This window comes from Candidatus Nitrososphaera sp. 86-2, from assembly GCF_056726185.1.
This window is the reverse complement of sequence record NZ_JBWZON010000001.1, coordinates 397584-412268: the sequence shown is the minus strand read 5'-3', so window position 1 is coordinate 412268 and position 14685 is coordinate 397584. Positions and strand designations below refer to the sequence as shown.

The window sequence follows — 14685 nt, the reverse complement described above, 5'->3', positions numbered from 1 at the left end:
CTATTTACGACATTCGTTTATCAAATATTGAATAACGTCTTAAAAACTTCTATCCTTGCCGTCTTTCGTCGTTATTCCAGCTTGCGTACCGTTGCCTTCTTACCTTCAATGGTCCAAGCCAGCACATCACCAATCTGAAGCTTTAAAGCTTGTGCCACTTCGGCAGGGATTGTAATACGGATAGATCCCGATACATTATTGGCATTTTGGACCTTACTGGTAATCATGCCTTAAATAGGCTATGTGACCTATATAAAGTTACAGTCCATATAGATCACAATGTTCTTATAGCTCTTATAGGTAACTAAGGGCATGAATAACAACAACGTGAAGGCAAAAAACACGAAACAAGCAATGGTGGGCGTCGGCGGAATACTCGGAACCCTGCTGGCAATTAGCATAGGTGCAGGGTTCAGCAATACGGCAGCCGGACTTGGGGCGATGACCGTGGGCTTGGTAGGCATCGGATGCCTCTTGGGCTACACGATAGGCTTCAAGAATGGACGCAAATCATCAGTGGAGGCTTTGGTGTAAATGTCCACAAGCGTTTCTAAACACATGTTTGGGCGCATAGAGCACATCTGCCTCCTTACTGAGATCCATCTGACCAAAGAAGGCGCTGCGATGGTGCACCGTGCGATTGACGCCATGGAATTGGGCGAATGCCCGTTCTGTGAGCCTACAGGGCTGGAGTAAGGCCCTCCCTTTTTTGATTCAGGAGTAGAGAAAATGAATCGCACCACCGTCGGCAAAATCTTTGCAATATTATTCCCACTCGTAACTTACCTGATATTCGGCCAACGTGTAAGAGGCTTGATACTGTTCGGCCTATGGATTACTTCCATACTCCTCCAACAATACGTGCCGTTTGTCGTTCTGGCAACCCTTGGAATTGCAATCTACACAAGGTATGACGCGTGGCAGCTAGTCAAGCAACACGACAAGCCAAAGCCGGGATTCCAAAACACAAGCGTTAACTTGGGAACCGGCGACGGCAAGATAGTTGATTTGGGCAAGAAAGAGCCCAATTCACACTCAGAATAGAGTAAACTTTCCTTTCTTTCTCCTTCCGTCCTTCTTCTCTTTGAAAGGTGCTAGCAGCCCGGCCGATTTTTCGCTTATCTTTGGCAAGCCTGAGAACATTCCGCCGCTGCCATGCCTTTTCAATGCGCCCTTGCTTGGCTTTTCAGAGATTGAAAAGGCAGGGTATAGGATGTTGCTAACTCCCAACGCATCAACGTCACTCTTGCCGATCTTGCCCCTCCTACCGAACGTCAAGCCGAGTCCTCCACCTTCCAGTTTAGGGAGCGGAGGTAGTTTGATCATATCAGGAGGCGGAGGCGTCCTTGTAGGTGGCGTGCGTGGTGGCGGCGGACGGTTGGTCGGTATTCTGATGAATGGATTGTCGGGCACCGTCCGTGTCAAATTCGGTATGTCCAGCTTGGGTATTGTAGTTACAACTTGTCGGCTGCCTTGTGTCGGTATTGTCCGTGTGGTCTGCGGCTGAGGAATTGCGAAGCCTGACATTGTTGATGGTTTTCGCTTCGTCTTGACTCTGCCCTGAATCTCCTGCAACGCTGTCTGCCGTACGGCGAGACTTATGCCAAGGTCCTGAGTTTGTTGATGTGTTGGCGCTTCCTGTACCTGAAGAATCTGCGTGGTCTGCACTTTCTGTTCAACCTTCTGTTTGCGCTTCTGGCTAGAGGTCTGGACTACTGGATTAATTAGAGATTGCAGGGCCTGTGTATCAGCCGGCTTGTTTTTTGTCTGCGCTGGCCTGCTCTTTGCCTTAACGTCCTGTCCCAACAATGTCCGGAGTGTATCACTCTTTTGTGGCAAGGATTCAATAGAATTGGTGGGTTTTTGCGACGTTGTCACCGGCTTCTGAGGCTTGATGGTTGTCAAATCCTCCACCTTTTGCAATGTGACCGTCCCGTCACTGCCTTTAGTCTCTTTAAACCCGAAGTCGCCGGGTTTTATTGATTGGCTAGGTATGAAATTACCGCCGTTGCCACCGGATGGCTTGCTGCCGCCTCCGCCGCTTGAACCACCAACTTTGCCCAATCCAGTCGAGCTTGAAGCTCCCAGATCGATCGAGACATTTTTGAACTCAGGGACCTGTGTGAGCCGGATGGAGCCGGCACCCAATGCTACAGACTCGTTCACGAAAGGCTTGGGAGCTGCAGGGATCGATATATCCTTCAAGAGACCACTGCCGAGATTGACGGGTGAGTTTTCAAATGTTCCACCCACAGGTTTTGATGCTGCTATCGGCTTGACCTCAACCAGTGATACATTATCAACAGGAGGTCCCGCCGGCTTTATTGCAGGAGCAGGAGCTTCATCTGCATATGCCCTCTGCACAAACTTGGAACCTGATGGCTTGGGCGCAACCGCTTCCACATTGCCTCCTTTGCCGAGCTTTGCGCCAAACAGGGCGGGTAAAATGTCGATGGCTGTCGCAGCTCCAAAACCAATGGGATGCTCCTGTGCATATTTTTCAGCATAGTCCACGTTTGCATCTTCAGTTTTAGCTCGTGCTGTATCGCCTGTTGCTTTGGCCAGTGCGCTCGTGCCGGCTCCTATGACCAGGCTGCCTCCACCTACCGGCGGGTTCTTGCGATCTATCCCAAGCAGGTCCTCAAAGTGTTTTGCGCCCCTTTCGCCGACATCTTTGTAACCGATTTTTTCATAAAATGCCCGCATTCCACCAGCCAAAAATTCTCCTACCGAGCCAACGGTACCTTGGTAAAGATCACCCAATGGATCGGCCGGCTTCTTTTGCTCCTGCGACTCCTTGTCGCCACTAAGTTTGTCGTTCAGGTTTACTTGATATCCGTAGGGCCCGCCGGAAAGTCTGTCTTCTAAATTCACACTGTAAACCTTGTGATATTCTACATTGGCGTTTTTCTTCGCAGCCTCGGCAGCTTTTGCCCGCTCATCCAAATATTGTTTTTGGAGATCCAAATTCTGCTTTTGGTAGGATGCATAGCCGGCAGTTAGGGCTTTATTGCGTGCCTCAGCTTCGCCAACCGGCACACTTATTGTGCGAGTGCCGGGGATTACATCCTTACCGCCGGGTCCGATGATCGTTAAATCTGGCGTCCGTGACGTCGTGTAATTATCAATGACTTTCTCCTTAGATGCATTAACACGAGACTGCGTCAGCTCAACAGGCTTGCCCGTGCTGAGGGCTTCAGCCATTGCGTCATTTTGTGCCCGCACGTAGGCATTTGTCGCAATCTTGCGAGTGGCTTCATCTTTCATTGCAGCCTCTCGATCACTTGCAGACTCAGAACGTATAGGACCAATATCGTTTGAAGTTATGGTTTGTGACTGACCGGTACGAATAGCCTCAGCTTGCTTTTGCAAATTGACCTGTTGATATTTCTTATAGGCATCGTCAATCCCAGTCATTCTAGCTCTTGCCCTCCTTGGAATGAAGGACCTGATACACAATGTCGCTCATGCTGGCATAAGGACTCGGAGCACGTGCCCGGAGTTCTTGGTAGAGTTCCTGCCTAAGTTTAACGGTTATGAATTTTGAGGACACTTTTTGACACCATTATAAAAAGGAAACCCTAGAACTCGCAACTAGTAGGCACTGTCGGCAAGTTCAAGAATACTGAAAGACCATATCAGATGATGGAGTTATGGAAAAAATATGCTCTTGCCGCTCTAGGCTTGGGAGCAGTTCTAGTTTTCTTTATTATTGGGTTTCTGACTATGCCGACCTAAGTAGACCTTGATCATTAGGACAAAACCTCAAGTACAACAATACATCATTTTCACTTGTGGCAGGGCGCTCGTCTGTATTGGTGATGATCCTTGCTTTCGTTGCACTTTTTTCCCTGCTATATTATTCAGAAACATTCGGCCAAAAGGTTCCTCTAGTATCACATTCAAAGCCGCAAATAACCAAGGAGCAGGCTCTTGACACTGCAATGGCATTCCTGAATAGTCAGGTGGCAAACATAACAAGGATTAGAACTCAACAGGAGCTGACACTCGAACATGGATATGATGGCAAAGCGCCAAATCAGATCCTCCTAGGCTACTTAAACGACAGAAATGACACTTTGATCAGGCTTGACAGCACAAACTATACCACTATGGCGCACTGTACTGGATGTGTGGGTCACAATAAAGAGTTCCGGGCAGCTTTGGAAGGGCACATATTCTACTGGATAGAGTTGTACTATAACACTGAGGGCCATAGTGGGTATGCAGGAATCTATGTCGATGCCATCAATGGAAAAATAATCTATCCGATGGAAATACCCTAGCCGTAAATCCCACTCGGCAACGGCAAGTCATGCTTTGCCTTGCGTGGCGGGATGAACACATAGCACACTAGTTTGCCATCTTTAATCATCCACTGTGGAGGTTTAGGCTGCATTCTTTTGCACATTCTCCTCTTCGGCTTTCAGAAACAGCATGACCATGAATGCAATATTATTCCATGTCTGGTCTGGCATCGGCACCAAGGTATCATTGTCTTGCTCGAACATTTTCAGCCAAACCTTGTATCGCTCGCTATCCTGCTCGCTTTTTTGCAAGATGAGATTAAGAGGATTCTCGCCTTGCTTCAGGCAATCAAGAACCTGTTGCAGGGCATGGTAAGTGCGGAGATCCTGATTGATTGATGCCCTGTCCCTAAACCGGCTACTATTCAACTCAGCAAGGTCTGCCATTTGCTCCTTGACGAACGATTTGAACTTGCGCCTGATTGTCGTCATATTTAGAAGTCCCCTCCTTTCTTCATGCCGGGCCAGCGTCCAAGGATGCGATGGAAGTACCAGCGATATTTGTCATCTACTTGTAGGTATAAATTCCAATAGATTTTTTCCGCCTTGTTATAGACTTTTGCATAGACTCCGTATATTGCGTCCCATACTACTTGCAATTTGGTCCTTTGTTTCTGTTTGAAGCATATATCGCAAATTACCTTACCTTGAGGAATCTGCATTGTGCCAATTATAGTGCCATCGCATTCTACACAGCTCATAAAATGAAACTCTGTCATTGCGATACACTGCCCTCCTTGTGTTCATGCACTTGTCCCTCTACCTTTTCGGCTGCTTGCTTCTTGCTCATGTAGTTTGCCGGATTATATTTGACAGCATAGCCTACGTGTTTGCATTCATTGCAGTATTCCTCCACACTGCGATATACGTACGGCTTACCGGAGATGACACTTAACATGATTCTGCCATCTCCTTTGCGGTGTTTCGTACCCCATAAGAAACTGTACTGATGTTTGCCGAATGTGAGAGTTAGATCCGGGTTCTTGGCTGCCATGGCTTGTATTTTTGTGACAGAGTTAAACACACTGTTCAGTGCCTCTCTCGCCGCATCATTCTTCCCGGTCAGCTTGCTAATGGTATCGTACTCTTGCAAAGTCGGACCCGAAAAGATGAATGCATTTGAATTACGGAGAATAGGTGGGATGCCGGCTGTTACATGGGTAATTGGCGCTAGACACACCTGTGCGCCCTGAAGGGCATGTCTCACGATTCCTATGAACTGTTTTGCACGAGATGCAGCGACACCCGAAACCGAATTGAAAACATAACTGGCGTCGTCGATCGCAACAAATACACGCTTGGCATCACCCGCTTGTTCCACCAGCTTCTCAGGCATCTCCATGACATCAAATCCGCTGACGTAAATTATTTTGTAGCCAAGTTCACTATGCATATGATGACTAACTGAACGGATCAAACTTGACTTTCCAGAGCCCTGCATTCCGGTCACACAGAGTATTCCATAGTTGGATGCGTCAAGTTGATTGCCGAGAATTTTTACGAGATCCTTGGTTGTCATGATGGAAGTTAATGTGTCGATGCTCCTCAGCCTGTTTTCGTCTTCCTGTTGCACTTGCGGCATGTTTGCCATCTCGTTTTGATGAATCATCTCTTCATACCACCTTGTCATGGCACGGACAAAACTCGGATCCATGCTTACTCCTCTCCTCCATCTTCATCGCCATTCACACCTAGCTCGCTATCACCGTGACTGTCGATGTACTCTCTGACTGCGCCTGCAACATAAGTCACATTATCCACGTAGTACTGGTTGTATGCTGCCTGTAGTTGTGGACTATAGTACGGGTTTCGTTCTTTGAACGGCAGTTGAGGCATTTTTGCTTTAACTAGTCTTGCAACCGCAACAAGATTACCGCATGCAGCATAGCCGTCGCCACGAGCATATGCGTTATCGGCAGACTTTAGGAAGTGGAAAATCATGCCTACGAACGGTCCTCCGCCTGACTTACCCCTAGCCATTCTTAGGCCAGCCTCCATGTCATAAGCGCAGATTTGGCATACAAGCCGGCGACATAGTTTTTCCAATCACGAGTGTAGGTGTTTGCATCAACATAGTTCTTTTCGGTTATTCGGGAGCCAACCTTTACAGCGTGACCTGCGAGCCTGCTTACTTCATCTGGAGCCAAGCCGGCTATGCCGTTCTTAAAATCACCCATCTGCAATCTTCCGATTGCCCACTTTCTGACCGAATGCAGAGTACTCTTGCCAACCCTAAGAGCTACCTTATTCTCCCTTTGTAAAACAGTTAGGAGGCGTTTCCGCATGTTTCCTACATAGTCCCTCTCATAACTATCACTGGAGGGGACTACAAGTTTGCTGTTTCGGGTGTTGTGAAGGAGGCACTGCTCAACGGCATACTCACTAATCGCAGCTACATAGGTCCGGCCTTTAGATCTGCAGTTCCAGACTCGAACGCCGGGGACATCAGTCTTCTCAAGCATATCATAAGCCAGACCTCTAGTTGCACCCACACGACAAGAACTTGCAACCATCATAATGATGCAATTGAACAACTGTGGGTCGTACTGGACCAGCCTAAGGATCTCATTTATGTCGCTATCACTGTAAGCCTTTTTTGTTGGAGGCTTGGCCTTTCGCAGCTTTGCAATTAGGAGATTGTAATTATAGTCTTTACCCCATGCCACGCCATGCAGAGTTAAAGTTCCCTTCACAACTGCTACGGCATTGTGAATAAATCCGTAGGTGCTTTCGCCCGAATCCAGTCTTTTTGTCAGGTACTCCCAAGTCTTAGAGATACCATCAGGCGTTGGCTCGACTGATTCAAGTGCACATGCCTTAAGCGCACGCTGGTAGATATCGATGGTATACGGCGATGGATTCTCGTACTTGGAGATGTGATCAACGTATTGCTGTAAGTGAAGAGTATTCATCTCTATAATAAAAAGGAAAGATAACACATGCGCTGTAACGGTGGGAGGCATTATTGTCGTATGATCATAGGGGATTTGATAAGACGGAAAAAAGAGGTATGATTTACATCGTTATTGTGAGGCTGTTACGTATTGTTAGATGGATTGTTATACGTGTGTAACGGTGCTCGCTTCGGCAGCTCTAATCTAGTGCCAACTAACATCGCCAAGTTTTAGGTTCGGATACATCTTCTTCTGGCCTTTCTTACCGCATTGGTCACAGTATAGGTCAAAGTAAAGCGTTTGAGTTGGATTGGTGGGTTTTACAGTGTCTCTATAGTACGCAAGACTTTCAATGTTTGCTTCTTTCTTACAACGTGGACAGAAAAATGCAATATGATCCGTGTCATCGTTTCTAACAACGAACTCAGCCCGCTGCATTTTTGCTGAATCAACGTCCTCTTTGTAGAGTTGAACACCTCTTTGCCCCATCCCGTTATCACTCAACTTTAGTATTTCATCTGTGTTTTTCGCCATAGTGATGATAGAATAAGCTTACTGATATTTATCAAGTAAGATTTAGTGTCTTTGAGCTTGGGTCTAGATTAGTGCATCCGGCGAGATATGAAAGACAAGTGCCGTGCCTGAGGTTCACCTATGCCGCCACAGGGCTTATGTTTTTTAGCTGCTTGCTACTGACCCTCATAGTTGCCGTTGATTGGGCCAGAAAAGGCGCTGGCAAAAACCGAAGAGTATCTGTCAGAAGTGGGGAGACTTAAAAAGCTGAGATATTCCGACGGAGAAGAAAAAAGGGAACTCCTGAGCAGCAAGATTCGTTCTTTAGTCAAGAATGCATTTGATGACGGCGTTGAAAAGGTCAAAGAGTATGATGGTGATGTGAACTTCTTTTTTGCGGTCATTGGGAAAGAGTATTCGCCTGAAGAGAAGCAGCAGGATTACATGTCACGGCTGGCATCAATGCTGAGATTCCTTCAAACATACAAGGAGGAGTTGGAGATGCTGGTGTCGGTTGCACCCCTTGCAAAAACTTCCGGAGCAACGGCGACAGCCTCCGGCGATGTCAAAAAGGCAGTATTCATCGTTCATGGACATGATGAATTGAACCTATTAAGATTACAAAACCTCTTACGGGAAAAGTGGGGTCTCCCTTTTGTTGTTTTGAAGGATAAGGCCGGCAAAGGAAGAACAGTTATTGAAAAGTTTGAACAGGAGGCATTGCAAGTAGGATATGCCTTTGTGTTTCTAACTGGGGAAGACAAGATAACGGTGGAGGAAGATGAAGAGTACCAGCAGGCGAGACCAAATGCATTATTTGAGTTAGGTTGGTTCTATGGGCGTTCAGGACGTGACAGGGTCTGCATACTCTTCAAGAAAGGAACCAAGATACATTCAGATCTAGAAGGGATAAACAGGATAGACTTTAAAGACAATATTGAGGAAAAGGTTGACGATATAGAGCGGGAATTGAAGGCAGCCGGACTAATCTAACATTTAATTAACAGGTTGTTGTAAAAGTTGTTACCCAAATTCTATCTGTCTTTAGTCTTGTTATATTCAGGTAGGGCACCTCCGTGGAATGATTTAATAGATGGTATGGCCGAACTGACCTCTACGACATGAGCAACCCCGAAGACGTCTCTTCTCCAGCGGAAGAGACCAAGGTGGAAGAGGAGACTGCAGCAGCCGTGGTAGAAAGCCCGGAAGGCCAGGACTCTATTGACACTGACAATTTAGAAAAGATGATACTTTCAACAGGCATCAGGGTAGGAACGCCGGTCAAGACGAAATACATGTCGCCTTTCATCGTGCGCGCAAACCCGGAGGGCCTGTACATCCTGGACATCAGCAAGACGCTTGCAAGGATCGACGTGGCTGCCAAGTTCATCGGCAGGTCAGACATTTCCAAGGTCGCAGTAACTTCTGCTCGCGAGTACGGCAAGACCCCGGTGGAGAAATTCTGCGAGCTGACGGGCGCAACACCGATACTCGGCCGCTTTATGCCCGGCACTTTCACCAACCCGTCGCTTCCCGACTATATGGAGCCGGAGATAGTAGTAGTGACTGACCCGCAGGCAGACCAGCAGGCAGTCATCGAGGCGACTAGGGCAGGAGTGCCAGTTATTGCCGTGGCAAACAGCGACAACGTCACCTCCAAGGTCGACTTGGTCATCCCCGCAAACAACAGGGGCAGAAAGGCGCTTGCGACAGCGTACTGGCTCCTCGCAAGGGAAGTCATGAAGAAGCAGGGCAAGATCAAGTCCGACAGCGAGATGAAGGTATCAATCGACGACTTTGAGACAAAGCTCGTCGAAGAAATATCCTAAGCCGCGCGGGATTTTTTTCTCCCACCTATTTTCTCTTCAATTTGCAGGCGTACTACAGGTAGCGGACGCCGTGGTTGTGGTTCTGTTCAAGCCTTGACTCGGGAAGGCGGGCGTCCCACATGTACGGGCAGATAACAGAGACGGGTAGATTGGTCATTGAAATAATGTCCTCACACGCGTCTTCCAGTGCCATGCAGTCAACATAATTTTCGTGGGCGATAAGGTGGCTGGCACACAAGCCGAGCACGTTGAGCCCAGACTTTTTTCCTCTGGCGGCTGTTTTGAACACGGATTTTAGCGCCGACTCCATAGACTCTTTCATCCGGGCGTCCCCAACTCCCAGATTGTTGCAATCAAGCATGACTAGGTCTTGCTGCTGTTGCTGCGTAGCCATGCCGACATCCATCATGGTCTTGGCGTGCTCTTGCAGCTCTTTTGGGCAAACAAGGACGTTCAGCCTGTTTTTCTTTATCCCCGCAGCGCGAAACGAGGAGAGGATCTTTGAAAAATCGTTTTCCGACCTGTACACCAGCGCCACATGCTGATGGTTTTCAAGCCCGGACAGCACGTGTGCGCCGTCATAGCGGCTCCGTATCTCGTCGACCACTTTGAGGAAATTAGAGAGCTGCCCCGCTTCCCCTATCCTCGGGAACTCGTGCGCCAGCCTTGCCGAGATCTTGTCCAGAACAAAAGGCGCCGCCGGCGGCAGTATGTCGTTGAGCGCCTGCGCGAATTTGACGGCAGTGGAATGCTCCAGAATATTTTCAAGCCTCACACCCCGCGAACTATCCATCTTGCTCCGGAGGACTCGCCAGACATCCACACCGAGAAAATCAGTCATCGAGTCCTCTATGGCATCTACAGCCTTTCTCGTAAGCAACGGCTAACCGACTCCAAGACACCATTATGGAAGGACAGAGGTACTTAACTATTTGTCGTGCAAGTATCCAAGTACGCGAGTTTTTTGCTGTACGCCGGTGGTGCTTTCCTCTGCAGCGCGCCTGCAATCTGGCTAGAACCACCACCTATCCGGTATTTTTGCCGCGTTGGTCGCAGATGGGGCAAAAAAAGCACATTTTAACGTCTAAATACGGGCAGTCGTTTTCTATTTCCAGCTGATGGCGAGAATATGACGGTGATAAACAGGCATCATCAGGGTTGCAAAGCGCCGCTTCAGGCAGCAACCTTGCCGCTGCATGTCAAGATTGAAGGATTATTATTATTTGCTGGCCAGAAAATAATATAGAGGGACACACAACATCTTGACCAAGCCCACAAAACGGCCGCCGGCCGTCGCCGGCATGTTCTACCCTTCAAGCGAGCACGAGTTACGGTCAGCCATCGACCAGTCTTTTCGCAACACCAAGTTCGGGCCGGGAATGCCCCCGCCCGCGCTGACTCCAGAACGCAAGATATACGGCATCGTTTCTCCGCACGCCGGCTATGCCTACTCTGGCGCGGTGGCTGCAAACGGCTTTTACGCGGTTTCCGCAAGCGACTTTGACAACGTCGTTCTGGTGGGCCCCAATCACTACGGCATCGGCTCCGGCGTGGCGACCATGAAGGGCGGGACGTGGGAAACTCCCCTCGGCCAGGTGCAGGTAAACAGCGAGTGGGCGCAAGAGATAGCAAGAAAATCCGGCATCATCGATTTTGACGACTTTGCCCACAGCCGCGACCACTGCCTGGAAGTGCAATTGCCTTTCCTGCAGTCGATAAAGAGCAGCAAGTTTACAATCGTTCCAGTTATCTTGATAATGCAGGACATCGACACCGCGTTTGACATCGGAAAGGCCATAGCAGACACGGTCGCCGAGAACCCAAAGACAAAGACAATGCTGGTCGCGTCGTCAGACCTGACGCACTATGAGCCGAACATCATGGCGCACGAAAAAGACAGCGAGCTGATAAAGGCGATGCTCACGCTTGACGTGACAAAGTTCTACGCGGTGCTGGAGAGGATGGACGTCTCCGCGTGCGGGTACGGCGCCATCGCGTCCGTGATGGTTGCCGCAAAGAGCCTGGGCGCGACCCAGGGCGAGCTGTTGAAATATGCGACCAGCGGAGATGTGACGGGGGACACGGACGCAGTGGTAGGCTATTCTTCGGTGGTATTCGTATGACTACAACAACTTCAACGGCAGCGACAACAGCAGCAAAGGCAAGGGCGGCGGCTCCGGCAAAGATAATCCTGTTTGGCGAGCATTTCGTCGTGTACGGCAATCCTGCCATACTTGCGTCCATCAACCGCAGGATAACCGTCACGGCAAAGAGGTCAAAGGACGGCAAGGTCAAGATAAAATCAGACATTGCGTCGGGCGAGTTTGACGGCTCGACGTTCCGGCTGATAGAGGGTGCCAACGCGAGGGCGACTTTGGAGCCGCTGTACTATGCGGCAAGGCAGGCGCTTTCCGACAGGAAGCAAAAGGACGGGCTGGAGATAGAGATAAAATCAGACATCCCTTACGGTGTGGGGCTCGGCTCGTCGGCAGCGGCGCTTGTCGCCACGATAGCGGCAGTGGAATCACTGCTCGGCAGGGCCGACAAGAAAAAGGTCTGCGGGAGCGCGATTGAAGCAGAAAAGATAATCCACAAGAACTCGTCCGGGGCGGACTGCTTTGTAAGCACCTTTGGAGGCATGATGCACTACAGCAAGGGCGGCGGCTTTAAAAAAGTCGAGGCCAAGAGCAAGATCTTTCTAGTAATCGGCGACACTGGAATAAAGCACAACACCGGCGACCTAGTCTCCAGCGTGCGCAAGCTAAAGGAGGCAAACCAGATGGCGTTTTCCGGCCTGATGTCGCAGTCAAAGGACATCTGCAACCAGGCCCTTGCCGCCCTCAACAGCGGCAACATCGATCACCTCGGGATGCTGATGAACGAGAACCAGCTCTTGCTGGAGCGCCTCGGAGTCTCGCACGAAAAGGCAGACGACCTGATAGACGTGGCAAGGCGCGCCGGTGCCCTTGGAGCCAAGATAACGGGCGCAGGAGGCGGGGGCGCGATTATCGCGCTGGCTGCTTCAAAGGAGGACAGCGAGGCCATTGCCTCTGCGATAAAGGCGACCGGCCAGGGCGCCTTTGAAGTCGAGATAGACACCAAGGGCCTAGTACTGGGCTAGCCGGATGCTAGGCATTTTTCAGGGGAGCTATAAGGTGCATCGGCTTTACCAAGTCGGCAATGTCGACCCAGCAGCGCGCTATTCTGTCCAGCGAGTAGGTTAGGTTCAGGACGGCGACCGTCGACTCGGGGTTCTTGCCGTCCGCGTCGGCCGAGGCTTCCTTGATTGAACTCAATATTTCGTTGAACCTGCCGTACGCGTTGACTACCTCCACTGACTCTGCCCTGTTCTTGCCTGCAAACGCGGCCACCGAGTTTTCCTGCATCTTTTCCACGAGCTCGCCGGCCTGCACGAACCTGTCCACGAAGGAGAGCTTGGCAAAGTCCTGCATCGACGCAAGGTCAACCATAAAGTCGCCGGCGCTTTCAAGCAGGTTTGCCGCAATCCTGTAGTCGAGGATATCGATATTGCTCAGGTTGAGCTTGCCGGCAAGCTGCTGGTCCATCATGGCGCTCCTTATGAGGCGTACAAGCAGGAAATACTGCCGGTCGACCTCGTCATCGCGCCCGCCTATCGAGCGCTTTGCAATGTTCTCCCTTTCCCTTACCGCTTCAAGCATTTCGCGAAACATGCCAGCGACAAGCGAGTTCATCCGGCGCAATATTTTTTCGGCGTCAAGAGTGTTTGGGTCCAGCAGGAACTGCGACGAGATGGTCTGCCTGTCCTCCTCCACTATCTCCAGACCCACCAGCTTTCTCATCGCCCGCTTGAAGCGCTCGGTGTCCTCGTACGTTATCGAGCCGGTCGCCTTTACCCGTATCATGTCGTAGCCGAGCAGGTATGCGCCGTATACCTGGTTGACAAGCGAGTCCATCGAGGCCGGCGAATACTGGATAGTCACCTCTTTGGTGCTCTCTGACTCCTCGCAGGACGGAAATATCGAAATCGTGTTATCGCGGTTGACGTCTATCGGGACGATGCTTCCCTTCTTCAGGTTGTTGTCCTTGACCCACTGGCTCGGAAGCGAAATGAGGATGCTGCTTCCTATCTGCTGGAGGCGCCTTGCGTATCTCACCATAAATAGTATAAACCCATTTAAACTAATTAAACATTATTTTTATATTCACTGACTTTTATAAATGGCTATGGCATCCACGGTGGTCACTGCGCCGGTTGCTGTCGCCAAGGCGTTTTCCCCGGGCCACGTCACGGGGTTCTTTGAGATACCAAAGCTGAATAGCGCAAGCCCCCTGTACAAAGGGTCCAGAGGCGCAGGCTTCTCCATCGACAGGGGCATTTCTACAACCGTCCATGTCTTTGAGGGAGGCAGGACGGGTTCAAAGATTTTGATAAACGGCAAGGCCGCCAAGCCAAAGGAGGCAGAGGTGTCGCAGTGGGTGGTCGACAGGTATGCAGAAAAGAGCGCGGATAGGCCGTTCTTTGTGAGAGTCGAGCATGAAATAGACATCCCAGTAGGCTTTGGCTTGGGTTCCAGCGGCGCGGCCGCATTGAGCCTCAGCTACGCCCTCAATTCCGCGCTCGGCGCAAAGCAGAGCGTGCAAGAGGCGGCACAGCTGGCCCACGAGGCAGAGATAGCGTGCAGGACCGGCCTTGGAACAGTGATTGCCGAGTACGCGGGCGGGTTTGAGATGCGCACGGGCGCAGGCGCGCCGGGCATCGGCACGGTCGAGAGCATCCCGCTTGAGGGCCGCTACAAGGCAGTGATACTCTGCATATCGCCAATCTCAACCAAGGCGTTTCTCGCAAACCGTATGGACATGATAAACGGCCTCGGAGGCAAGATGCTTGCCAGGCTTGGAGAGACAAGGAGCGTCGGCGAATTTCTGAAAATGTCGTACCAGTTTGCAGACACGCTCGGGCTCACGGAAGGCAGGTGCAGGGCTCCTGTGCGCGCGCTGAGGGCGGCAGGGATAGAGTGCAGCGTGGCCATGTTTGGCGAGACGGTGTTCACCGTCGTTCCAGAGGCACGTGCGGGTGAAGTAGCAAGCATCCTGCAGAAATTTAAAGAAGGCACGCTCCTTGTATGCGACATCGACGGCAGGGGCGCAAGGGTACTCTAA

Annotated in this window: 18 protein-coding genes; 9 read left to right on the top strand and 9 right to left on the bottom strand. The window is 50.4% G+C overall.

The genetic code is table 11. The features are described from left to right. Positions 1–71 precede the first annotated feature (71 nt). Entirely contained in the window at positions 72–227 is a 156-nt protein-coding gene (locus ACYOR7_RS02520; RefSeq protein WP_479913031.1) for an AbrB/MazE/SpoVT family DNA-binding domain-containing protein, read from the bottom strand. A gap of 85 nt (positions 228–312) precedes the next feature. On the opposite strand from ACYOR7_RS02520, the gene ACYOR7_RS02515 reads away from it, so the two are divergent. The 3 genes from ACYOR7_RS02515 to ACYOR7_RS02505 are packed head-to-tail and all read left to right on the top strand — an operon-like array spanning position 313 to position 1044. Next, positions 313–534, top strand: coding sequence for a hypothetical protein (locus tag ACYOR7_RS02515; protein WP_479913030.1), 222 nt, complete (start codon positions 313–315; stop codon positions 532–534). Next, positions 535–696, top strand: a complete 162-nt coding sequence (locus ACYOR7_RS02510; RefSeq protein WP_479913029.1) for a hypothetical protein — start codon at positions 535–537, stop codon at positions 694–696. A 33-nt stretch (positions 697–729) separates the two neighbouring features. Further along, a complete protein-coding gene (locus ACYOR7_RS02505) occupies positions 730–1044 on the top strand; it encodes a hypothetical protein (RefSeq protein WP_479913028.1) in 315 nt (104 codons plus the stop codon). On the opposite strand, the gene ACYOR7_RS02500 is transcribed toward ACYOR7_RS02505, so the two are convergent. Then, a complete protein-coding gene (locus tag ACYOR7_RS02500; RefSeq protein WP_479913027.1) occupies positions 1036–3417 on the bottom strand; it encodes a hypothetical protein in 2382 nt (793 codons plus the stop codon). The genes ACYOR7_RS02505 and ACYOR7_RS02500 overlap by 9 nt on opposite strands. 398 nt (positions 3418–3815) lie before the next feature. On the opposite strand from ACYOR7_RS02500, the gene ACYOR7_RS02495 reads away from it, so the two are divergent. Beyond that, entirely contained in the window at positions 3816–4286 is a 471-nt protein-coding gene (locus ACYOR7_RS02495) for a hypothetical protein (RefSeq protein WP_479913026.1), read from the top strand. Positions 4287–4388: 102 nt separating this feature from the next. On the opposite strand, the gene ACYOR7_RS02490 is transcribed toward ACYOR7_RS02495, so the two are convergent. The 5 genes from ACYOR7_RS02490 to ACYOR7_RS02470 all read right to left on the bottom strand — a co-directional run bounded on the left by ACYOR7_RS02490 (position 4389) and on the right by ACYOR7_RS02470 (position 7735). Further along, positions 4389–4739 (bottom strand): hypothetical protein, encoded by a 351-nt coding sequence (locus tag ACYOR7_RS02490; RefSeq protein WP_479913025.1) that lies wholly within the window; start codon positions 4737–4739, stop codon positions 4389–4391. Positions 4740–5022: 283 nt separating this feature from the next. Then, a complete protein-coding gene (locus ACYOR7_RS02485) occupies positions 5023–5961 on the bottom strand; it encodes a DUF815 domain-containing protein (protein ID WP_479913024.1) in 939 nt (312 codons plus the stop codon). 2 nt (positions 5962–5963) lie between these two features. After that, entirely contained in the window at positions 5964–6287 is a 324-nt protein-coding gene (locus ACYOR7_RS02480; RefSeq protein WP_479913023.1) for a hypothetical protein, read from the bottom strand. Between the two features lie 2 nt (positions 6288–6289). Then, positions 6290–7270 carry a hypothetical protein gene (locus ACYOR7_RS02475; RefSeq protein WP_479913022.1) on the bottom strand — a complete coding sequence of 327 codons (981 nt, stop codon included), beginning with the start codon at positions 7268–7270 and terminating at the stop codon, positions 6290–6292. A gap of 135 nt (positions 7271–7405) precedes the next feature. After that, positions 7406–7735 (bottom strand): hypothetical protein, encoded by a 330-nt coding sequence (locus tag ACYOR7_RS02470; RefSeq protein ID WP_479913021.1) that lies wholly within the window; start codon positions 7733–7735, stop codon positions 7406–7408. 177 nt (positions 7736–7912) lie between these two features. On the opposite strand from ACYOR7_RS02470, the gene ACYOR7_RS02465 reads away from it, so the two are divergent. Together ACYOR7_RS02465 and rpsB are read left to right on the top strand one after the other, a co-directional pair. Beyond that, positions 7913–8707, top strand: coding sequence for a TIR domain-containing protein (locus ACYOR7_RS02465; RefSeq protein WP_479913020.1), 795 nt, complete (start codon positions 7913–7915; stop codon positions 8705–8707). A gap of 251 nt (positions 8708–8958) precedes the next feature. Further along, complete coding sequence (rpsB, locus tag ACYOR7_RS02460) at positions 8959–9543, top strand: 30S ribosomal protein S2 (RefSeq protein ID WP_366137859.1); 585 nt, start codon at positions 8959–8961, stop codon at positions 9541–9543. A 52-nt stretch (positions 9544–9595) separates the two neighbouring features. On the opposite strand, the gene ACYOR7_RS02455 is transcribed toward rpsB, so the two are convergent. Next, on the bottom strand, positions 9596–10423 hold the full coding sequence (locus tag ACYOR7_RS02455) for an MEDS domain-containing protein (RefSeq protein ID WP_479913019.1): 828 nt from the start codon (positions 10421–10423) through the stop codon (positions 9596–9598). A gap of 382 nt (positions 10424–10805) precedes the next feature. Between ACYOR7_RS02455 and ACYOR7_RS02450 the strand changes: the two genes are divergently transcribed. Together ACYOR7_RS02450 and mvk are read left to right on the top strand one after the other, a co-directional pair. Beyond that, positions 10806–11666 carry an MEMO1 family protein gene (locus ACYOR7_RS02450; RefSeq protein ID WP_479913018.1) on the top strand — a complete coding sequence of 287 codons (861 nt, stop codon included), beginning with the start codon at positions 10806–10808 and terminating at the stop codon, positions 11664–11666. Further along, on the top strand, positions 11663–12664 hold the full coding sequence (gene mvk / locus ACYOR7_RS02445) for a mevalonate kinase (RefSeq protein WP_479913017.1): 1002 nt from the start codon (positions 11663–11665) through the stop codon (positions 12662–12664). Before ACYOR7_RS02450 ends, mvk begins: the two co-directional genes overlap by 4 nt. A 7-nt stretch (positions 12665–12671) precedes the next feature. Here mvk and ACYOR7_RS02440 read toward each other — a convergent pair whose 3' ends face one another. Continuing rightward, complete coding sequence (locus ACYOR7_RS02440) at positions 12672–13682, bottom strand: PhoU domain-containing protein (protein ID WP_294803715.1); 1011 nt, start codon at positions 13680–13682, stop codon at positions 12672–12674. 67 nt (positions 13683–13749) lie between these two features. Between ACYOR7_RS02440 and ACYOR7_RS02435 the strand changes: the two genes are divergently transcribed. Beyond that, positions 13750–14685 carry a pantoate kinase gene (locus ACYOR7_RS02435; protein WP_479913016.1) on the top strand — a complete coding sequence of 312 codons (936 nt, stop codon included), beginning with the start codon at positions 13750–13752 and terminating at the stop codon, positions 14683–14685.